Below are 19888 nucleotides of genomic sequence, written 5' to 3' on the forward strand. Positions count from 1 at the left end.
CCACCCGAGGAACCAAGATCATGCCCCGCACGCACGCCATCGAAGACTATCGCAATTTCGGCATCATGGCCCACATCGACGCCGGCAAGACGACGACGTCCGAGCGCATCCTTTATTATTCGGGCAAGAGCCACAAGATCGGCGAAGTGCACGACGGCGCCGCGACCATGGATTTCATGGAGCAGGAGCAGGAGCGCGGCATCACCATCACGTCGGCCGCCACGACGACCTTCTGGAACGGCAAGCGCCTCAACATCATCGACACTCCGGGCCACGTCGACTTCACCATCGAGGTGGAGCGCTCGCTGCGCGTGCTCGACGGCGCCGTATGCGTGCTCGATTCGAACCAGGGTGTCGAGCCGCAGACCGAGACGGTCTGGCGCCAGGGCGACAAGTACAACGTGCCGCGCATCGTGTTCTGCAACAAGATGGACAAGACCGGCGCCTCCTTCGAGCAGTGCATCAAGGACATCAAGGAACGTCTCGGCGCCAAGCCGGTTCCCATCCAGCTCCCCGTCGGCTCGGAAGCCAATTTCAAGGGCATCATCGATCTCGTCCGCATGAAAGCGGTGATCTGGGAAGAAGAGTCCCTTGGCGCCAAGTACAATGACGCCGAAATCCCGGACGACCTCAAGGATGCCGCCGAAGCGGCTCGCGCCGAGATGATCGAGGCCTGCGCCGAGCTCGACGAGCAGGCGACCGAGGATTTCCTCAACGGTAAAGAGATTTCCAACGAGACGATCAAGAAGCTGCTGCGCAAGGCGGTGGTTACCGGCGCCTTCTTCCCGGTGCTGTGCGGATCGGCCTTCAAGAACAAGGGCGTCCAGCCGCTGCTCGACGCCGTCGTCGACTATCTGCCTTCGCCGCTCGACCGTCCCTCGATCAAGGGCATCGACGTCAAGACCGGCGAAGAGACCGTGCGCAAGGCGTCGGATTCCGAGCCCCTGTCCATGCTCGCCTTCAAGCTCATGGACGACCAGTATGGCGTCCTGACCTTCTGCCGCCTCTATTCGGGCTCGCTCTCCAAGGGCACATCGCTCCTCAATTCGACCCGCGAGAAGTCCGAGCGCGTCGGCCGCATGGTGCTCATGCATGCCAATACGCGCGAGGAAATCTCGGAAGCCTATGCCGGCGACATCGTGGCACTTGTCGGCCTCAAGGACACCCGTACCGGCGACACGCTGTGCGATCCGGCGAAGGCCGTCATCCTCGAGAAGATGGAATTCCCCGATCCCGTCATCGATATGTCGATCGAGCCCAAGACCAAGGGCGACCAGGAGAAGATGGCAATCGCGCTGCACAAGCTCGCGGCCGAGGATCCGTCTTTCCGGGTCACCACCGATGCCGAATCGGGCCAGACCATCATCAAGGGCATGGGCGAGCTTCATCTCGATATCAAGGTCGACATCCTGAAGCGCACCCACAAGGTCGAAGTGACCGTCGGCGCCCCGCAGGTGGCCTATCGCGAAACCATCACCCGCAAGGCGGAAGTCGACTACACCCACAAGAAGCAGACCGGCGGCACCGGCCAGTTCGCGCGCGTGATCCTCGAGATCGAGCCGAACGAGAAGGGCAAGGGCTACGAGTTCGAATCCAAGATCGTCGGCGGCTCGGTGCCGAAGGAGTTCATCCCCGGCGTCGAAAAGGGCCTCAACTCGGTCATGTCCTCGGGCGTGGTCGCGGGCTTCCCGGTTCTCGACGTGAAGGTCGCCCTCACCGATGGCGCCTATCACGAGGTCGACTCGTCTGCGATCGCCTTCGAAATCGCCGCGCGCGCCGCTCTGCGCGAGGGCCTGCAGAAGGCGGGATCGGTCCTGCTCGAGCCCGTCATGAAGGTCGAGGTCACGACGCCGGAGGAATATCTCGGCGGCGTCATCGGCGACCTCAATTCCAGGCGTGGCCAGATCATCGGCACCGGTAATCGCGGCAATGCGCAGATCGTCAATGCGATGGTCCCGCTCGCCAACATGTTCGGCTATGTCAACAACCTGCGCTCGATGAGCCAGGGACGCGCCAGCTACACGATGCAGTTCGACCACTATGAGCAGGTGCCGCAGGCGGTTGCTCAGGAAGTCCAGAAGAAATTCGCTTAATCAAGTTAAGATCCAAGACGGAGTAGTCCGATGGCCAAAGAGAAGTTCAACCGCGACAAGCCGCATTGCAATATCGGTACGATCGGTCATGTCGATCATGGCAAGACGTCGTTGACGGCAGCGATCACCAAGGTTTTGGCCGAGACGGGTGGTGCGACCTATACGGCCTATGACCAGATCGACAAGGCGCCGGAAGAGAAAGCGCGCGGCATCACCATTTCGACCGCTCACGTCGAGTACCAGACGAAGAACCGGCACTATGCCCATGTCGACTGCCCTGGCCATGCCGACTATGTGAAGAACATGATCACCGGTGCCGCCCAGATGGACGGCGCCATTCTGGTGGTTTCGGCTGCCGACGGCCCGATGCCGCAGACCCGCGAGCACATCCTGCTGGCCCGCCAGGTCGGCGTTCCGGCGCTGGTGGTGTTCATGAACAAGGTGGACATGGTGGACGATCCGGAGCTTCTGGAACTGGTCGAGATGGAAGTCCGCGATCTTCTGACGTCGTATCAGTTCCCGGGCAATGAGATCCCGATCATCAAGGGTTCGGCTTTGATGGCGCTCGAGGGCAAGAACCCCGAGCTTGGCCATGATGCGATCCTGAAGCTGATGGAAGCGGTGGACAGCTATATTCCGCAGCCCGAGCGTCCGAAGGACCAGCCGTTCCTGATGCCGATCGAGGACGTGTTCTCGATCTCTGGCCGTGGCACGGTTGTGACGGGCCGTATCGAGCGCGGCATCGTCAAGGTCGGCGAGGAAGTTGAGATCATCGGCATCCGTCCGACGACGAAGACGACGGTTACGGGTGTTGAGATGTTCCGCAAGCTTCTCGACCAGGGCGAGGCTGGCGACAATGTCGGCGCGCTGTTGCGCGGTGTCGACCGCACGGGTGTTGAGCGTGGGCAGGTCCTGGCGAAGCCGGGTTCGATCACGCCGCACAAGAAGTTCAAGGCCGAGGCCTATATTCTGACGAAGGAGGAGGGTGGCCGTCATACGCCGTTCTTCACCAACTATCGTCCGCAGTTCTACTTCCGCACGACCGATGTGACCGGGGTTGTTTCGCTGCCTGAGGGCACCGAGATGGTTATGCCTGGCGACAATGTGACGATGGATGTGGAGCTGATCACGCCGATTGCGATGGAAGAGAAGCTGCGTTTCGCGATCCGCGAAGGCGGCCGAACCGTCGGCGCCGGCGTCGTCGCCAAGATCGTAGAATAACGGATACTGGAAGATGCAAACGAACAACATCCGCATCCGTCTCAAAGCGTTCGATCATCGTATCCTCGATACGTCGACGCGCGAGATCGTGAACACGGCTAAGCGTACGGGCGCGCAGGTGCGCGGGCCCGTTCCGCTGCCGACCCGCATCGAGCGTTTCACGGTGAACCGCTCGCCGCATGTCGACAAGAAGAGCCGTGAGCAGTTCGAGATGCGGACGCACCGGCGTCTTCTGGATATCGTGGATTGGAATCCGCAAACGGTCGATGCGCTGATGAAGCTCGACCTGGCAGCGGGTGTGGACGTCGAGATCAAGCTCTGATCGGGCTTATGAGGAGTGAAGCGATGCGTTCTGGCATCATCGCACAGAAATTGGGCATGACCCGCATTTACACGGATGAAGGCACCCAGGTGCCGGTCACCGTGCTGAAGGTGGATAATTGCCAAGTGGTCGCCCACAAGACCGCCGAGAAGCACGGCTATACCGCGCTGCAGCTCGGCGTGGGCACGCCCAAGATCAAGCGCTTGACGGCGGCTCAGCGCGGCCATTTCGCCGCGCAGAAAGTCGAGCCGAAGCGCAAAGTGCAGGAGTTCCGCGTCAGCCCCGATAACGTGATCGCGGTTGGTGCTGAAATCACCGTCGACCATTTCGTCCCGGGGCAGTTCGTCGACGTGACGGGCACCTCGATGGGCAAAGGCTTCGCCGGCGGCATGAAGCGCTGGAACTTCGCCGGCTTGCGGGCCACGCACGGCGTCTCGATCAGCCACCGCTCGATCGGTTCGACCGGCAACCGCCAGGACCCGGGCAAGGTGTTCAAGAACAAGAAGATGCCGGGCCATCTCGGCGCCGAGCGGGTGACGACGCAGAATATCGAAGTCGTCAAGACCGACAAGGATCGCGGCCTGATCATGGTCAGGGGCTCGGTCCCGGGCGTCAAGGGCGGCTGGGTGTCGGTGCGCGATGCGGTCAAGCGCAAGCTGCCGCAGCAGGCGCCCAAGCCCGGCGCGTTCAAGGCTCCGGTCCAACAAGCTCCCGCGGCTGAAGCCGCGGCCAAGGAATAAGGATGCCTGTCATGAAAGCCGACATCCAAACCATCGAAGCCAAGAAGGCGGGATCGGTCGACCTCGCCGAGCATATCTTCGGTCTCGAGCCGCGCGCCGATATCCTGCATCGCGTCGTTCAGTGGCAGCTCAACAAGCGCCAGGCCGGCACGCACCAGGCCAAGACCCGTGGCGAGATCAACCGCACCGGCAAGAAATATGGCAACCAGAAGGGCTCCGGCGGCGCCCGCCACGGTTCGCGTCGTTCCGGCATCTTCGTCGGCGGCGGCAAGGCCTTCGGCCCGCGCTCGCACAGCCACGAGACGGATCTGCCCAAGAAGGTGAGGGCGCTCGGCCTGCGTCATGCGCTCTCTTCCAAGGTTAAGGCTTCCGAGCTCGTCATCCTCGACAAGGCGGAAGTCGGCGAGGCCAAGACCAAGGCGCTGAAGTCGGCCTTCGTCAAGCTCGGTCTCGACAATGCGCTGATCATCGACGGCGCCGAAGTGAACAAGGGTTTTGCCGCCGCGGCGCGCAACATCCCGAATATCGACGTGCTGCCGGTGCAAGGCATCAATGTCTATGACGTGCTGCGCCACAAGAAGCTCGTGTTGACGAAAGCGGCCGTCGAAGCGCTGGAGGCGCGGTTCAAATGAGCAAGGAACATTTCTTCGACGTGATCCGGGGTCCGGCGATCACCGAAAAGGGCACGCTGGTTTCCGAGAAGAACCAGGTCGTCTTCAACGTGGCCTCGACCGCGACGAAGCCGCAGATCAAGGCCGCCGTCGAAGGCCTCTTCGGCGTCAAGGTCAAGGCCGTGAATACGCTGGTGCGCAAAGGCAAGCTCAAGAATTTCAAGGGCAAGGCCGCGCGTCTCAGCGATGTCAAGAAAGCCTTCGTGACGCTGGCCGAAGGCCAGAAGCTCGATGTGACGACGGGTCTCTAAGGTTCAAGGATTGCTGAAACATGGCACTCAAAACATTCAACCCGACTAGCGCCGGCCGCCGCCATATGGTGATGGTCGACCGCAGCCATCTGTGGAAGGGCAAGCCGGTCAAGACCCTGACCGAAGGCCTGACCAAGAGCGGTGGCCGCGGCAATTCGGGCCGCATCACGTCGCGCCGCAAGGGCGGCGGCCACAAGCAGGCCTATCGCCTGGTCGACTTCCAGCGCGGCAAGGCCGATGTCGCCGCGACCGTCGAGCGTCTCGAGTATGATCCGAATCGCACGGCTTACATCGCGCTGATCAAGTACAGCGATGGCGAGCAGGCCTATATCCTGGCGCCGCAGCGTCTCGCCGTCGGCGATACTGTGATGTCGGGCGCCTCGGTCGACGTGAAGCCCGGCAATACCATGCCGCTCTCGGCCATGCCGGTCGGCACCATCATCCACAATATCGAGACCAAGCCCGGCAAGGGCGGCCAGCTCGCGCGTGCCGCCGGCACCTATGCGATGCTCGCCGGCCGCGACCAGGGCTATGCGCTGCTCAAGCTCAAGTCGGGCGAGACCCGCATGGTGCGCGCCGAATGCAAGGCGACCGTCGGCGCCGTCTCCAATCCCGACCATGTCAACGAGATCGTCGGCAAGGCCGGCCGCGCCCGCTGGAAAGGCGAGCGTCCGGTTTCGCGCGGCATCGCCCGCAACCCGGTCGACCATCCGAACGGTGGCCGCACCAATGGCGGCAAGCACTGGGCCACCCCCTGGGGCAAGCCGACCAAGGGCAAGAAGACCCGCAACAACAAGGCGACGCAGAAATTCATCCTGCGCAGCCGTCATGCCAAGAAAGCTTAAGAGGTAGTCCGGTGTCACGCTCGCTATGGAAAGGCCCGTTCGTCGACGGGTATCTCTTGAAGAAGGCGGATGCGGCGCGTTCGAGCGGCCGCAACACTCCGGTCAAGACCTGGAGCCGCCGGTCGACCATCCTGCCGCAATTCGTGGGCCTGACCTTCCAGGTCCATAACGGCAACAAGTTCGTGCCGGTGCTCGTGTCGGAAGACATGGTCGGCCACAAGCTCGGCGAATTCGCGCCGACCCGGATTTTCCACGGCCACAGCGTCGCCGACAAGAAGGCGGCGCCAGCTAAGGACGCGAAGAAATGAGCAAGAAAGCCAGAAAGCGGTCGCTTGCCGAGAACGAGGCGCGGGCAGTCACCTGCTCGATCCGCATCTCGCCGCGCAAGCTCAATGACGTCGCGGCCGGCATTCGCGGCATGAAGGTCGACAAGGCGTTGGCGCACCTCACCTTCTCGCGCCGCCGCATCGCCGGCACGATCAAGAAGACGCTCGAATCGGCGATCGCCAATGCCGAGAACAACCATGACCTCGACATCAATCAGTTGGTCGTCTCCGAGGCCCATGTCGGCAAGAATCTCGTGATGAAGCGGTGGACGCCGCGCGCCCGCGGCCGCGTCGGCCGCATCGAAAAGTTCTTCAGCCAGCTGACGATCGTCGTGCGCGAAGTGCGTGAAGAGAAGGAGGCCGCCTGATGGGTCAGAAAGTCAATCCGGTCGGCTTTAGGCTCGGTATCAACCGCACCTGGGATTCGCGCTGGTTCGCCAACCGCCGCGAATACGGCAAGCTGCTGCATGAGGACATGAAGATCCGCAACTACCTGCGCGAGCAGCTCAAGCAGGCGGGCGTCTCCAAGGTCCTGATCGAGCGGCCGCACAAGAAGTGCCGGGTCACCATCTTCTCGGCGCGCCCCGGTGTCGTCATCGGCAAAAAGGGCGCCGACATCGAGAAGCTGCGCAAGAAGGTCGCCGAGATGACGAGCTCGGAAGTGCACCTCAACATCGTCGAGGTGCGCAAGCCCGAGATCGACGCGACGCTGGTGGCCGAGAACATCGCCCAGCAGCTCGAGCGCCGGGTGGCGTTCCGCCGCGCCATGAAGCGCGCCGTGCAGTCGGCGCAGCGCATGGGTGCGGAAGGCATCAAGATCACCTGCGCCGGCCGTCTCGGCGGCGCGGAAATCGCGCGCACCGAGTGGTACCGCGAGGGCCGCGTGCCGCTGCATACGCTGCGCGCCGATGTCGACTACGGCACCGCGACCGCCATCACCGCCTATGGCACCAACGGCGTCAAGGTGTGGATATTCAAGGGCGAGATCCTCGAGCACGATCCGATGGCGCAGGACAAGCGCAATGCGGAGAGCCAAGAGGGTCAGCGTCCGCGCCGCGAGCGCGAAGCGACGGCGGCCTGAGGATTAAGGTAACGAACCATGCTGCAACCGAAACGTACTAAATTCCGCAAGGCCCATAAGGGCCGTATTCACGGCAAGGCGACGAGCTGCGTCAATCTGGATTTCGGCGCTTACGGCCTCAAGGCCCAGGAGCCGGATCGCCTGACCGCGCGCCAGATCGAAGCGGCCCGCCGGGCGCTGACGCGCGGCATGAAGCGCGCCGGGCGCGTGTGGATCCGCCTCTTCCCGGACGTTCCGGTGTCGAAGAAGCCGGCCGAAGTGCGCATGGGCTCGGGCAAGGGCTCGACCGAATACTGGGCCTGCCGGGTGAAGCCGGGCCGGGTCCTGTTCGAGGTCGACGGTGTGAGCCGCCAGATCGCCGAGGAAGCGCTGGCGCTGGCCGCGGCGAAGCTGCCGATCAAGACGCGCTTCGTGGCGCGGCTCGGCGAGTAAGGGGAGGGCGCCATGAAGAACAGTGACGTGAAAGCCATGACCCCGGACCAGCTCAAGGACGAGCTGATCAAGCTGAAGAAAGAGCAGTTCAACCTGCGCTTCCAGAAGGCCACGGGCCAGATCGAGAACACCGCCCGCGTCCGTCAGATCCGCCGCGACATCGCCCGGATCAAGACGTCGCAGCAGCAGCGCGCCCAGAGCGCGGCGAAGTAACGGAGAGATGTGATGCCGAAACGCGTCCTTGAAGGCGTTGTGGTGAGCGACAAGAACGACAAGACCATCGTGGTCAAGGTCGAACGGCGTCTGACCCATCCGGTTCTGAAGAAGACGGTGCGCCTGACCAAGAAGTACCATGCCCATGACGAGAAGAACACCGCCAAGGTCGGCGACGTCGTGTGGATCGAAGAGACCAAGCCTTTGTCCAAGCAGAAGCGCTGGCTTCTGGTGGAGAAGACCGGCCAGGCCAAGGGTTGAAGATTGGATCGATAAGGGAATTGGGCGCGAGTTTGCTCGGCGCCAAGGAAAACAGGTGAAGCCATGATCCAGCAAGAAACAAATCTCGACGTTGCCGACAACTCCGGCGCGAAGCGCGTGCAATGCATCAAGGTGCTGGGCGGCTCGAAGCGCAAATACGCGCATGTCGGCGACGTCATCGTCGTGTCGGTCAAGGATGCCATCCCGCGCGGGCGCGTGAAGAAGGGCAATGTCATGAAGGCGATCGTCGTCAGGACCGCCAAGGACATCCGCCGTCCGGACGGTTCGGTCATCCGCTTCGACCGCAATGCGGCAGTGTTGATCAACAACCAGGGCGAGCCGGTCGGCACGCGCATCTTCGGACCGGTGCCGCGCGAACTGCGCGCCAAGAACCAGATGAAGATCATTTCGTTGGCGCCGGAGGTGCTGTGATGGCGTTGAAACTCAAAATCCGCAAGGGCGACAGGGTGGTCGTCCGCACCGGCCGCGACAAGGGCAAGGTCGGCGAAGTGCTGCGCGTCTTCCCGGAAGACAACCGCGCGCTCGTCCAGGGCGTCAACCTCGTGCGCCGGCACCAGAAGCAGACGGCCGGCCAGGAAGGCGGCATCATCTCCAAGGAGATGCCGATCCATATCTCGAACATCGCGCTTCGCGATCCCAAGGACGGCAAGCCGGTCAAGGTCGGCTACAAGGTCCTGAAAGACGGCAAGAAGGTGCGGTTCGCCAGGAAATCCGGAGAAGTGATCGATGGCTGACAAATACACGCCGCGGCTCAAGCAGCATTATGACGAAGTGATCGTCAAGAAGCTCGTCGAGCAGTTCGGCTACAAGAACCCGATGGAAGTGCCGAAGCTCGACAAGATCGTGCTCAACATGGGCATTGGCGAGGCGACGGCCGATTCCAAGCTGGTCCCGGTCGCGGTGGCGGAGCTCGAGAAGATCGCCGGCCAGAAGGCCGTGATCACCAAGGCCCGCAAGGCGATCGCGACCTTCAAGATCCGCGAGAACCTCGCCATCGGCGCCAAGGTCACCTTGCGCAAGACGCGCATGTACGAGTTCCTCGACCGGTTGATCACCATAGCACTTCCGCGCGTGCGCGACTTCCGCGGCCTGTCGGGCCAGAGCTTCGACGGCAACGGCAACTATGCGATGGGCATCAAGGAGCACATCATTTTCCCGGAGATCGACTACGACAAGATCGATCGCGTCTGGGGTCTCGATGTGATCGTGTGCACCACGGCCAAGTCCGACGACGAGGCCCGCGCGCTGCTCGAGGCATTCAATTTCCCGTTCCGCAAGTCTGCCCGCAGGCAGGCGGCGTGACGGTCAAGCTAAACTGAGGTAGCCCAATGGCGAAGACGAGTTCGGTTGAGAAGAACGAAAAGCGGCGCAAGCTGGCGAAGAAATTCGCAAGCCGGCGCGCGCGTCTCAAGGCGATCACCAAGAACCAGGCGCTTTCGATGGAAGAGCGTTTCGCGGCCCAGCTCAAGCTGGCGCAGCTGCCGCGCAACTCGGCGCCGAACCGCATTCGCAATCGCTGCGAGCTGACCGGGCGCCCGCGCGCCTATTATCGCAAGATGAAGATGTCGCGCATGGCTTTGCGCGAGCTTGGCAACAAGGGCCTGATCCCGGGCCTGGTCAAGTCGAGCTGGTAAGCGGGCGGAGAAGGAGAACAGGCAAATGAGCTTTACCGATCCGATCGGCGACATGCTGGCCCGCATACGCAACGCGCAGGAGCGCGGCAAGTCGAAAGTGACGACACCGGCTTCGCGGTTGCGCGAGCGCGTGCTGGGCGTGCTGCAGCAGGAAGGTTTCATCCGCGGCTTCGCCACCGTCCAGCATGAAGGCAGCAAGCCTGAGATCGAAATCGAGCTTAAGTATTTCGATGGAGCGCCGGTGATCCACGAGATCAGCCGGGTGTCGAAGCCGTCGCGCCGCGTCTATGTCTCGGTCGACGGGATTCCGACCGTCTATAACGGTCTCGGCATCTCCATACTTTCGACGCCGAAAGGCGTCATGTCCGATGCGGAAGCCCGCGCCCAGAACGTGGGCGGCGAAGTGATCTGCACGGTATTCTGAGGACTGAACGATGTCGCGCATTGGCAAAAAGCCTGTTCCGGTTCCGACGGGGGTCACCGTCAACCTCTCGGGACAGAATATTTCGGTCAAGGGCCCCAAGGGCGAGCTCAAATTCGCGCTGGTCGAGCATGTGCTGGCCAAGCTCGAGGACGGCAAGGTCGCGGTCAATCCGCGCGACCAGACGAAGCTCGCGCGCTCGTGCTGGGGCATGTCGCGCACCATGATCTCGAACATGATGAAGGGCGTGACCCAGGGCTATAGCCGCCAGCTCGAGATCAACGGCGTCGGCTACCGTGCCAACGTCCAGGGCAAGGTGCTGCAGCTCAATCTCGGCTACAGCCACGATGTAAACTACCCGATCCCGGAAGGCATCGAGATCAAGACGCCGAAGCCGACCGAGATCGTCATCAGTGGCATCGACAAGCAGCGTGTCGGCCAGGTCGCCGCCGAAATCCGCGAATTCCGCGGTCCCGAACCCTACAAGGGCAAGGGCATCAAGTATTCAGACGAACGCATCTTCCGCAAGGAAGGCAAGAAGAAGTAACGGGTGTCATCATGGCTTCCAAGCTCACAAAAATGGAATTCCGCCGCTCGCGCGTCCGCAAGGCGCTGAAGGCTGCCGGCAAGCTGCGCCCGCGGCTCTCGGTGTTCCGCTCGGCGAAGAACATCTATGCGCAGGTGATCGACGACCAGAAGGGTGTCACCCTCGCTGCCGCTTCGACGCTGGAAGAAGGCTTCAAGAAGGACGGCAAGACCGGTGCCGACAAGGCGGCGGCTGCCGCGATCGGCAAGCTCGTCGCCGAGCGCGCGGTGAAGGCCGGCGTCGCGGACGTCGTCTTCGATCGTGGTGCATATCTTTATCATGGCCGCGTCAAGGCGCTGGCCGACGGAGCCCGCGAAGGCGGTCTCAAGTTCTAATTTCGAGGAGCAGGCAGGATCATGGCACCGAGAGAACATGGCGGAGAGCGCGGCGGCAAAGACCGTGACGATCGCGATTCCGAGTTTCTTGACAAGCTCGTGCATATCAACCGCGTCGCCAAGGTGGTGAAGGGCGGCAAGCGCTTCGGCTTCGCGGCCCTCGTCGTCGTCGGCGACCAGAAGGGCCGTGTCGGCTTCGGCCATGGCAAGGCGCGCGAGGTGCCGGAAGCGGTGCGCAAGGCGACTGAGAGCGCCAAGCGTGGCCTGGTCCGGGTTCCGCTGCGTGAGGGCCGCACCCTGCATCATGACGTTGACGGTCGCTGGGGAGCGGGCAAGGTCGTGTTGCGTTCGGCCCCTCCGGGCACCGGCATCATCGCCGGCGGTCCGATGCGCGCGGTGTTCGAATCGCTCGGCATGCAGGACGTCGTGGCCAAGTCGAAGGGGTCTTCCAACCCCTACAACATGGTGCGCGCGACCTTCGATGCCTTGAAGAAGCAGGCGAGCCCCCGCGCGGTCGCCGCGCGGCGCGGCAAGAAGGTCTCCGACATCCTTTCCCGCCGCCGCGATCAGGATGCGACGGCCGAATAATCAGGTGTGACCATGGCGAAAGCAAAGACAGACAAGACCGTGACGGTCGAACAGATCTACAGCCCGGCGCGCCGTCCGGCCGAGCAGCGAGCAACGCTGATCGGCCTCGGCCTCAACAAGCGCCATAAGCGCAGCACCCTCCAGGATACGCCCGCAGTCCGCGGCATGATCGCCAAGGTCCAGCACCTTGTGCGCGTCGTCGAGTAAAGGATACCAGCGATGAGACTCAATCAGATTTCCGACAATGAAGGGGCACGCCGTCCGCGCAAGCGCCTCGGCCGTGGTATCGGTTCGGGTCTTGGCAAGACGGCAGGTCGCGGCGGCAAGGGCCAGACGGCCCGTTCCGGCGGCGCCAAGGCCGGCTTCGAAGGCGGCCAGATGCCGATCTATCGCCGCCTGCCCAAGCGCGGCTTCAAGAACCCGTTCCCGGTCGAATACAACGAGATCAATCTCGGCCGCATCCAGCAGGCGGTCGACGCCAAGAAGATCGATGCGGCGGCGCCCGTGACGCTCGACGTCCTGGTCAAGGCCGGGGTCGTGTCCAGGGCCCGCGCCGGTTTGCGCCTTCTCGGCTCAGGTGAGCTCAAGACCAAGCTTGCTTTCGAAGTGCATCACGCCTCCAAGGGCGCCGTTGCCGCGGTCGAAAAGGCAGGCGGCAGCGTCAAGATGCTGAAGCCGGTGAAGCCCGAGGAACCGGTGAAGGAGGCCAAGGCCCCGAAGGCTGAGACGAAGGCGCCGAAGGGCGAAGAGAAGGCCCCGAAGGAAGCCAAGGCCGCCAAGCCCGAAGCCCAGAAGGACGAAAAGCCGGCCAAGCCGGCCAAGAAAGAGAAGCCGGCCAAGCCGGAGTGAGGTTGCGGGCGTCCACCCCAGACCCCATCTAGGGGATTTGGGGCGGGGCTTAGGGAAAGCACATGGCATCGGCAGCTGAACAACTTGCAGCCAATATCAATTTCTCGGCGCTGGCCAAGGCCGAGGATCTCAAGAAGCGCATTTGGTTCACGCTCGGCGCGCTCGTCATCTATCGCCTCGGTACCTATATTCCCATCCCGGGCGTCGACACGCTCGAGCTCGCCCGCTTCGCCGCGCAGAATTCGACCGGCATCCTGGGCTGGGTCAACGGCCTCGCCGGCGGCGCCTTGGGCCGCATGGCGATCTTCGCCCTCAATATCATGCCGTATATCTCGGCATCGATCATCATCCAGCTCCTGACCACGGTTTCGCCCCATCTCGAGCAGCTCAAGAAGGAAGGTGAGTCGGGCCGCAAGAAGATCAACCAGTATACCCGCTACGGCACCGTGCTGATCGCGGCGCTGCAGTCCTATGGCATTGCCGTGGGCCTCGAAGGGCAGGGCAGCATCGTGCTCGATCCGGGCCTGTTCTTCCGGGCGAGCACGGTCATTACGCTCACCGGCGGCACCGTGTTCCTGATGTGGCTCGGCGAGCAGATCACCGCGCGCGGCATCGGCAACGGCACCTCGCTCATCATCTTCGCCGGCATCGTCGCCGGCCTCCCGTCCGGCATGGCGGCTCTGCTCGAACTCGGCCGCACCGGCCAGATGTCGACCTTCCTCATCCTCGCGATCTTCATCATCGCGCTCGCCGTCGTCGCCTTCATCGTCTTCGTCGAGCGCGCCCAGCGCCGCCTCTTGATCCAGTATCCCAAGCGCCAGGTCGGCATGAAGGTCACCCAGGGCGACAGCTCGCATTTGCCGCTCAAGCTCAACACCTCGGGCGTCATTCCGCCGATCTTCGCCTCCTCGCTGCTGCTGTTGCCGATCACGGTCGCCAATTTCACGCAAGGCCAGGGGCCTGACTGGCTCAACCGGATCACCGCCCTTCTGGGCCACGGCCAGCCGCTGTTCCTGGTCCTTTACGCGCTGCTCATCCTCTTCTTCGCCTTCTTCTACACCTCGATCATGTTCAACCCGAAGGACACGGCCGACAATCTGAAGAAATATGGCGGCTTCATCCCGGGCATCAGGCCGGGCGAGCGGACGGCGGAATATATCGACTATGTGCTGACCCGCATCACGGTGCTCGGCGGCCTCTATCTGGTGCTGGTCTGCCTTCTGCCTGAATTCCTCATCGGCTATGCCGCCATGCCGTTCTATTTCGGCGGCACCTCGCTCCTCATCGTGGTGAGCGTCACCATGGACACGGTGGCGCAAGTGCAGGGCCATCTCCTGGCGCAGCAATATGAAGGCCTGGTCAAGAAAGCGAAGCTCAGAGGTGCTCGCCGGTGAATCTGATTCTTCTGGGCCCGCCTGGTGCCGGCAAGGGCACGCAGGCGAAACTGATTGAGGAAAAGCGCGGGCTGAAGCAGCTCTCGACCGGTGACATGCTGCGGGGTGCCGTGGCCCAAGGCACCGAGATGGGCAAGAAGGCCAAGGCGGTCATGGATCGCGGCGAACTCGTCTCCGACGACATCGTCGTGTCGATCATCGCCGAGCGGCTGGACAAGCCCGACGTGAAGAAGGGCTTCATCCTGGACGGCTTCCCGCGCAACCAGGCGCAGGCGGAAGCCCTCGACCGGATGCTCGACGACAAGGGCCTCAAGCTCGATGCGGTCATCGAGATGAAGGTCGATGACGAGGCCTTGGTCGAGCGCATCGCCGGCCGTTATACCTGCGCCAAATGCGGCAAGGGCTATCACGACCGGTTCGAGAAGCCGAAAAAGGCCGGTGTTTGCGACGTCTGCGGGTCGACGGAGTTCGTCCGGCGCGCCGACGACAATGAGAAGACGGTCCGTGACCGCCTTCAGATCTACAATAAGCAGACCGCCCCGCTGGTCGACTACTATGGCCGGACCGGGGTTCTGCACAAGGTAAACGGTATGGCGGATATCGCTCAGGTGACCCGCCAGATCGAGGATGTGCTGGGACGATCATGAAGGTCAGGTGCGCTATCTAGGACGGTTGACGCCAGAGCGATTCAGCCCTAGATAACCCCCATTAGACCGACATGAAGGCTGGCTTCAGGAAGGGCAAACCCTCCCGGAGGCACGGCCTTGTGCCATTTAGGCGCCCGGTACTGCGTTCGAGTATAGGCGGAGAATTTGGGCGTAAGCCCTTGTAAGGCTTAGGAGAAAGACAAAGTGGCCCGCATCGCAGGCGTTAACATTCCGACCAATAAGCGCGTTGAAATCGCCCTTCGCTATATCCATGGCATCGGCCCGGTCAACGCCAAGGTGATCTGCAAGCAAGTCAGCATTCCGGCGTCGAAGCGCGTCAACGAGCTGTCGGACGCCGAGGTGCTGCAGATCCGCGAAATCATCGACCGCGACTATGTGGTCGAAGGCGACCTTAGGCGCGAAGTGGCCATCAACATCAAGCGGCTCATGGATCTCGGCACCTATCGGGGCCTGCGCCACCGTAAGGGCCTGCCGACGCGCGGCCAGCGCACCCACACCAATGCCCGCACCCGCAAAGGCCCGGCCAAGGCCATCGCCGGCAAGAAGAAATAAGGAAAATCCATGTCGAAAGAGCCTGTCCGTCCGCGCCGCAAAGAGCGCAAGAACATCACCTCGGGCGTCGTGCATGTGAATGCATCGTTCAACAATACGATGATCACCATCACCGATGTCCAGGGCAACACGATCTCCTGGGCCTCCGCCGGCAAGCTCGGTTTCAAGGGCTCGCGCAAGTCGACGCCCTATGCCGCCCAGGTCGCCGCCGAGCAGGCCGGAAAGTCGGCCATGGAGCACGGCATGAAGACCGTCGAGGTGGAAGTGAGCGGGCCGGGCTCGGGACGTGAATCGGCGCTCCGGGCGCTGCAGTCCTGCGGACTGCAGGTGACCGCGATCCGCGACGTGACGCCGATCCCGCACAATGGCTGCCGGCCGCCCAAGCGCCGCCGCGTCTGACGAGATTTTTTGGAAGCGACGATGCTTCCCCAAGCAAGTGAATAGTGACCCGACGCCGGTTGAGGCGTCACGGTTCTGAACAGGACGATACCATGCACGTGAATCAGAAGAACTGGCAGGAACTCATCCGTCCGAGCAAGCTCGAAGTCTCGGCCGGGCGTGAACGCAAGCGGGTGGCGACGCTGGTCGCCGAGCCGCTCGAGCGCGGCTTCGGCACGACGCTCGGCAATGCGCTGCGCCGCGTCCTTCTCTCATCGCTCCAGGGTGCGGCGGTGAGCTCGGTGCAGATCGACGGCGTGTTGCATGAGTTCTCCTCGATCGCGGGCGTGCGCGAGGACGTCACCGACATCGTCATCAATATCAAGGAAATCGCCATTGCCATGCATGCGGAAGGGCCGAAGCGGCTCGTGCTGCGCAAGGAAGGCCCGGGCGTCGTCAAGGCCGGCGACATCCAGCAAACTGGCGATATCCAGATCCTGAACCCCGAGCATGTCATCTGCACGCTCGACGAGGGTGCCGAAGTGCGCATGGAGTTCACCGTCAACACCGGCAAGGGCTATGTTCCCTCCGAGCGCAACCGTCCCGAGGACGCGCCGATCGGGCTCATCCCGGTCGACAGCATCTACAGCCCGGTGCGCCGCGTGTCCTACAAGATCGAGAACACCCGCGAGGGCCAGATCCTCGACTATGACAAGCTCATCATGACGGTCGAGACCAACGGCTCGATGAGCCCCGAGGATGCCGTCGCCTATGCCGCGCGCATCCTGCAGGACCAGCTCTCGGTGTTCATCAATTTCGACGAACCCTCGAAGATCGTGCACGAGGACGTCCGTCCCGAGCTCGAATTCAACGCGGCGTTGCTCAAGAAGGTCGACGAGCTCGAGCTTTCGGTGCGCTCGGCCAACTGTCTCAAGAACGACAACATCGTCTATATCGGCGATCTCATCCAGAAGAGCGAGGCGGAGATGCTCCGCACGCCGAACTTCGGGCGCAAGTCGCTCAACGAGATCAAGGAAGTGCTGGCCCAGATGGGCCTGCATCTCGGCATGGAAGTGCCGAACTGGCCGCCGGAGAATATCGACGAGCTCGCCAAGAAATACGAAACGCATTATTGAGATTTGAGGAGACGTCATCATGCGTCACGGATTTGCCGGCCGCCGGTTCAACCGCTCGGCCTCCCACAGGAAGGCGATGCTCGCCAACCTGGCTGCATCGCTGATCAAGCATGAGCAGATCGTCACCACGCTGCCCAAGGCCAAGGACCTGCGTCCGGTGGTCGAGAAGCTGGTGACGCTCGGCAAGAAGGGCGATCTCGCGGCGCGCCGCCAGGCGATCGCCGAGATCGGCGATGAGGCCCAGGTCAAGAAGCTCTTCGAAGTGCTCGCCAAGCGCTATGCCGAGCGCAAGGGCGGCTATACGCGCGTCCTCAAGGCGGGCTTCCGCCATGGCGACTCGGCACCGCGCGCGGTGATTGAATTCGTCGATCGCGACGTCAATGCCAAGGGCCAGGACTCCGGTCCGACGATGAAGACGGGCGAGGAAGCGACCGCAGAGAGCGCCGCCGCCTGATATCGGCCAGTTGTCGTATTGCGTAAAAGCGGGCTCATGGCCCGCTTTTTTGTTAGTATCGCTTCATCCGAGAGTTGGAGGAACGCCATGTCCCGCGACAGCTCTGAACGCGTTACCCTGGAAAATATCAACCATCCGGGCAAATCGCACAGCGCCGATGCCCGCCTGTATGAGGCGATGAAGCGCGCCGTCCTCAAGGTCCTGCCCAAGAAGGCGCCCGGCCTGACCGTCGCCGAACTGGAGGACCGTGTGCTGCCGCATCTGCCGCAGACGCTGTTCCCCGGCGGCGCCAAGGCCGGCTGGTGGACGAAAGCCGTCCAGCTCGACCTCGAAGCCAAGGGCATCATCACCCGGACGAAGACGTCGCCGCTCAGGCTGCATAAGAACTGAAGAAGGACAGCCGCCGTCTACTGGCTGGGCAGCTTGGCGAGGCGTTCGTCGATCACCTGCCGGCGGAGACCGGTGTCGAATTTGCGTGCCGTCTCGTAGTCCGAGCGAGCGCTCTCGAAATGACCGAGCGCGGCCTCGGCATCGCCGCGATACATGTAGAGTTCGGTTCTTTCATATATGTCGAACTTCAGCGCCTCGCTGAACCTCTGCATCGCGCGTTCCGGTCGATCCTGTGCGAGATCGGCGCGGCCCAGAGCCAAATACACAAGACCCAATCGCTTGTTCAATCTCAGGGCCAGATATGCATCTTCCTGCGCAGCCTCGGTTTTCTGCAAGGCGAGCTCCGCTATGGCGCGGCAGGCATAGGCGCCGGCAGTCGGTCTGATTGTCAGGGACCTGCTGCATTCCCTGATGGCCTCGGCAGACTTTTGATCCTCAAGCAGGGTCCAGCCCAACGCTGCTGCCGAGTAAGGAGACTGCGGCGTCAGGGTTACGGATTGCCGCACGTCGGTGAGCGCGTCCTGGATTTGCCCGGCGTTGAGGTGGATGTTGCTTCTTATCTCATAGGCATAGGCCGGATCGTTATTATCCGTGATCGCCCGATTCATCTCGTCAAGCGCCGCCTGAGTACGGCCGGCGAGTTGGAGCACGATTGCGCGCGTGGCCAGCAGATCAATATTCTTGGGATCGCGGGCGATCAGGACCGTCAGGTCGGCAATCGCGCCTTCATAGTCGCCAAGCCCGCGCTTGGCCTTGGCGCGATGGTCATAAGGCCAATTGGAAGTGGCGCCGAGCGCCAGAGCCCGGTCGACATCGGCAATCGTCTCTTGCCAATGTCCCAGGTCGAGATGCGCCCGGCTCCTTGCCTCGAGCGCCGATATGGTCAGGGGACCGTTGTGTTCGAGCGCCTGCAATTCGGCGAGGGCGCGTTCAGGCTCGCCGTCCTCGATCAGCAGCCAGGTTATTTCCACGCGGGCCGGCTCGTAATTCGGATCGGCGGCAATGGCGCGGACGAGGTCCTCGCGGGCCTTATCGGCGTTGCCGATCCGGACATGGGTGATGGCGCGATTGGTGAGGATGATGGGATTGTCGGGCTTCAGCGTCAGCGCACGATCGTAGTCGCCGAGCGCACTCTCATACTCACCCAGAGCATGACGAACCAGTCCCCGCTCGTTGAGATTGTCGGCGTGCCGCGGATCTTGCTCGATCGCCCGAGCGTAGTCCTCAGCGGCCTTTTCGTAATTGCCCAGTTGATAGCTGGCCCAGCCGCGATTGCCCAGCACCTCGGGCGTATCGTTGCCGTTTTTCATGGCGGTCGTGTAATTGTCGAAGGCTTCCTTGTATTTTCTGATTTCGATCTGCGCATCGCCGAGATTCGACCAATATACGCCCACCACGTTGTTCAACCGGGCCGCTTGCTCGAAATCCTTGGCCGCTTTCTCGTAGTCGTGGAGCGAATAATAGGACAATCCCCGCAGGTTCCAGTCCTCGGGGGTGGCGGCCTCCAATTCGATCAGCAAAGTCAGGCGATCGATCTGGACCTTCGGTTGATCATTCGCGGAAAGGTCGATCAACCTTCTGAGGGCGGTCGTGCGGAGCCCAACCGGCAGCTGATCATCGAAAGCGATCCGCTCGCATGCGGAAGTGGCGACGGGTCCGTTCGGCCCGGAGCAGATGAAGCCTCGGAAATAGCCGAGAGGGAGATGGCTATAATGCCAGGCCGCAAAGACGGCAGCGGCGGCGAAGAGCGCCATCGCGCTCCACACCCAGATCCAGGCGATTTTCTCGCCGCGTGTCATGGCTGTCCCCGGTTAGCGCCCCAGATGTCGCAAAACCGCGGCATAATGGCAATGATCACGTGAAGGGCAGGGGTGAGGCCCAAAATCGAAAAGCGGGCGCAAGGCCCGCTTTTCTCGTTTTTCGCCACCCTGCTTTTATAGGCACATTGCCCCGGCAACTGACGCAAAACTGGACAAACTTTCCTTCACGGTTGCGTCGGAGCGCAGACGGCGTTATGCAGCCGATT

General features: G+C 62.4%; 30 protein-coding genes and 1 pseudogene. 30 read left to right on the forward strand and 1 reads right to left on the reverse strand.

Annotated elements, in window-relative coordinates; all coding sequences use genetic code 11:
• The first annotated feature begins 20 nt into the window (after positions 1 to 20).
• The 30 genes and pseudogenes from fusA to DS839_RS02870 all read left to right on the forward strand — a co-directional run bounded on the left by fusA (position 21) and on the right by DS839_RS02870 (position 17862).
• Complete coding sequence (fusA, locus tag DS839_RS02725) at positions 21 to 2093, forward strand: elongation factor G (RefSeq protein ID WP_119268727.1); 2073 nt, start codon at positions 21 to 23, stop codon at positions 2091 to 2093.
• 30 nt (positions 2094 to 2123) lie between these two features.
• Positions 2124 to 3314 carry an elongation factor Tu gene (tuf, locus tag DS839_RS02730; protein WP_119268707.1) on the forward strand — a complete coding sequence of 397 codons (1191 nt, stop codon included), beginning with the start codon at positions 2124 to 2126 and terminating at the stop codon, positions 3312 to 3314.
• Between the two features lie 13 nt (positions 3315 to 3327).
• Positions 3328 to 3636, forward strand: a complete 309-nt coding sequence (rpsJ, locus tag DS839_RS02735) for a 30S ribosomal protein S10 (protein ID WP_119268728.1) — start codon at positions 3328 to 3330, stop codon at positions 3634 to 3636.
• A gap of 23 nt (positions 3637 to 3659) precedes the next feature.
• Complete coding sequence (gene rplC / locus DS839_RS02740) at positions 3660 to 4376, forward strand: 50S ribosomal protein L3 (protein WP_119268729.1); 717 nt, start codon at positions 3660 to 3662, stop codon at positions 4374 to 4376.
• Between the two features lie 11 nt (positions 4377 to 4387).
• Positions 4388 to 5008 (forward strand): 50S ribosomal protein L4, encoded by a 621-nt coding sequence (gene rplD, locus DS839_RS02745; protein ID WP_119268847.1) that lies wholly within the window; start codon positions 4388 to 4390, stop codon positions 5006 to 5008.
• Entirely contained in the window at positions 5005 to 5298 is a 294-nt protein-coding gene (locus DS839_RS02750; protein WP_119268730.1) for a 50S ribosomal protein L23, read from the forward strand. The genes rplD and DS839_RS02750 overlap by 4 nt, the downstream gene beginning before the upstream one ends.
• Positions 5299 to 5318: 20 nt before the next feature.
• A complete protein-coding gene (rplB, locus tag DS839_RS02755) occupies positions 5319 to 6143 on the forward strand; it encodes a 50S ribosomal protein L2 (protein WP_119268731.1) in 825 nt (274 codons plus the stop codon).
• 11 nt (positions 6144 to 6154) lie between these two features.
• Positions 6155 to 6451, forward strand: a complete 297-nt coding sequence (gene rpsS / locus DS839_RS02760) for a 30S ribosomal protein S19 (RefSeq protein ID WP_119268732.1) — start codon at positions 6155 to 6157, stop codon at positions 6449 to 6451.
• Positions 6448 to 6837: a 50S ribosomal protein L22 gene (gene rplV, locus DS839_RS02765; RefSeq protein WP_119268733.1), complete on the forward strand. Its 390-nt coding sequence runs from the start codon at positions 6448 to 6450 to the stop codon at positions 6835 to 6837. Before rpsS ends, rplV begins: the two co-directional genes overlap by 4 nt.
• Positions 6837 to 7550 (forward strand): 30S ribosomal protein S3, encoded by a 714-nt coding sequence (gene rpsC / locus DS839_RS02770; protein ID WP_119268734.1) that lies wholly within the window; start codon positions 6837 to 6839, stop codon positions 7548 to 7550. The genes rplV and rpsC overlap by 1 nt, the downstream gene beginning before the upstream one ends.
• 18 nt (positions 7551 to 7568) lie before the next feature.
• Entirely contained in the window at positions 7569 to 7982 is a 414-nt protein-coding gene (gene rplP / locus DS839_RS02775) for a 50S ribosomal protein L16 (protein ID WP_119268735.1), read from the forward strand.
• Positions 7983 to 7994: 12 nt separating this feature from the next.
• A complete protein-coding gene (rpmC, locus tag DS839_RS02780) occupies positions 7995 to 8195 on the forward strand; it encodes a 50S ribosomal protein L29 (protein WP_119268736.1) in 201 nt (66 codons plus the stop codon).
• Positions 8196 to 8207: 12 nt separating this feature from the next.
• Entirely contained in the window at positions 8208 to 8456 is a 249-nt protein-coding gene (rpsQ, locus tag DS839_RS02785; RefSeq protein ID WP_119268737.1) for a 30S ribosomal protein S17, read from the forward strand.
• A 63-nt stretch (positions 8457 to 8519) separates the two neighbouring features.
• Positions 8520 to 8888 (forward strand): 50S ribosomal protein L14, encoded by a 369-nt coding sequence (gene rplN, locus DS839_RS02790; RefSeq protein WP_119268738.1) that lies wholly within the window; start codon positions 8520 to 8522, stop codon positions 8886 to 8888.
• Between the two features lie 5 nt (positions 8889 to 8893).
• Positions 8894 to 9211 carry a 50S ribosomal protein L24 gene (gene rplX, locus DS839_RS02795; RefSeq protein ID WP_368911105.1) on the forward strand — a complete coding sequence of 106 codons (318 nt, stop codon included), beginning with the start codon at positions 8894 to 8896 and terminating at the stop codon, positions 9209 to 9211.
• Positions 9204 to 9779, forward strand: a complete 576-nt coding sequence (rplE, locus tag DS839_RS02800; protein ID WP_119268740.1) for a 50S ribosomal protein L5 — start codon at positions 9204 to 9206, stop codon at positions 9777 to 9779. Before rplX ends, rplE begins: the two co-directional genes overlap by 8 nt.
• Before the next feature lie 26 nt (positions 9780 to 9805).
• On the forward strand, positions 9806 to 10111 hold the full coding sequence (rpsN, locus tag DS839_RS02805) for a 30S ribosomal protein S14 (protein ID WP_119268741.1): 306 nt from the start codon (positions 9806 to 9808) through the stop codon (positions 10109 to 10111).
• 25 nt (positions 10112 to 10136) lie between these two features.
• Positions 10137 to 10535, forward strand: a complete 399-nt coding sequence (rpsH, locus tag DS839_RS02810; protein ID WP_119268742.1) for a 30S ribosomal protein S8 — start codon at positions 10137 to 10139, stop codon at positions 10533 to 10535.
• Positions 10536 to 10545: 10 nt separating this feature from the next.
• Complete coding sequence (rplF, locus tag DS839_RS02815; protein ID WP_119268743.1) at positions 10546 to 11079, forward strand: 50S ribosomal protein L6; 534 nt, start codon at positions 10546 to 10548, stop codon at positions 11077 to 11079.
• 11 nt (positions 11080 to 11090) lie between these two features.
• Entirely contained in the window at positions 11091 to 11453 is a 363-nt protein-coding gene (gene rplR / locus DS839_RS02820; RefSeq protein WP_119268744.1) for a 50S ribosomal protein L18, read from the forward strand.
• 21 nt (positions 11454 to 11474) lie between these two features.
• Positions 11475 to 12041: a 30S ribosomal protein S5 gene (rpsE, locus tag DS839_RS02825; protein ID WP_119268745.1), complete on the forward strand. Its 567-nt coding sequence runs from the start codon at positions 11475 to 11477 to the stop codon at positions 12039 to 12041.
• A gap of 12 nt (positions 12042 to 12053) precedes the next feature.
• Complete coding sequence (rpmD, locus tag DS839_RS02830) at positions 12054 to 12248, forward strand: 50S ribosomal protein L30 (RefSeq protein ID WP_119268746.1); 195 nt, start codon at positions 12054 to 12056, stop codon at positions 12246 to 12248.
• Positions 12249 to 12260: 12 nt separating this feature from the next.
• Positions 12261 to 12743 (forward strand): annotated as a pseudogene (rplO, locus tag DS839_RS02835) (50S ribosomal protein L15); the annotation flags it as partial.
• 209 nt (positions 12744 to 12952) lie between these two features.
• On the forward strand, positions 12953 to 14284 hold the full coding sequence (gene secY / locus DS839_RS02840) for a preprotein translocase subunit SecY (RefSeq protein WP_119268748.1): 1332 nt from the start codon (positions 12953 to 12955) through the stop codon (positions 14282 to 14284).
• The gene (locus DS839_RS02845) at positions 14281 to 14931 is read left to right on the forward strand and encodes an adenylate kinase (RefSeq protein ID WP_119268749.1); all 651 of its coding nucleotides are present in this window, start codon (positions 14281 to 14283) and stop codon (positions 14929 to 14931) included. Before secY ends, DS839_RS02845 begins: the two co-directional genes overlap by 4 nt.
• Positions 14932 to 15135: 204 nt before the next feature.
• Positions 15136 to 15504, forward strand: coding sequence for a 30S ribosomal protein S13 (gene rpsM / locus DS839_RS02850; protein ID WP_119268750.1), 369 nt, complete (start codon positions 15136 to 15138; stop codon positions 15502 to 15504).
• Positions 15505 to 15513: 9 nt separating this feature from the next.
• Positions 15514 to 15903 carry a 30S ribosomal protein S11 gene (gene rpsK / locus DS839_RS02855; protein WP_119268751.1) on the forward strand — a complete coding sequence of 130 codons (390 nt, stop codon included), beginning with the start codon at positions 15514 to 15516 and terminating at the stop codon, positions 15901 to 15903.
• A gap of 92 nt (positions 15904 to 15995) precedes the next feature.
• The gene (locus tag DS839_RS02860; protein ID WP_119268752.1) at positions 15996 to 17018 is read left to right on the forward strand and encodes a DNA-directed RNA polymerase subunit alpha; all 1023 of its coding nucleotides are present in this window, start codon (positions 15996 to 15998) and stop codon (positions 17016 to 17018) included.
• 19 nt (positions 17019 to 17037) lie between these two features.
• The gene (gene rplQ / locus DS839_RS02865) at positions 17038 to 17472 is read left to right on the forward strand and encodes a 50S ribosomal protein L17 (RefSeq protein ID WP_119268753.1); all 435 of its coding nucleotides are present in this window, start codon (positions 17038 to 17040) and stop codon (positions 17470 to 17472) included.
• Positions 17473 to 17559: 87 nt separating this feature from the next.
• Positions 17560 to 17862 (forward strand): DUF6958 family protein, encoded by a 303-nt coding sequence (locus DS839_RS02870; RefSeq protein ID WP_119268754.1) that lies wholly within the window; start codon positions 17560 to 17562, stop codon positions 17860 to 17862.
• Positions 17863 to 17879: 17 nt separating this feature from the next.
• On the opposite strand, the gene DS839_RS02875 is transcribed toward DS839_RS02870, so the two are convergent.
• A complete protein-coding gene (locus DS839_RS02875) occupies positions 17880 to 19661 on the reverse strand; it encodes a tetratricopeptide repeat protein (protein ID WP_119268755.1) in 1782 nt (593 codons plus the stop codon).
• Positions 19662 to 19888: the final 227 nt, after the last annotated feature.

This window comes from Taklimakanibacter deserti (assembly GCA_003574785.1).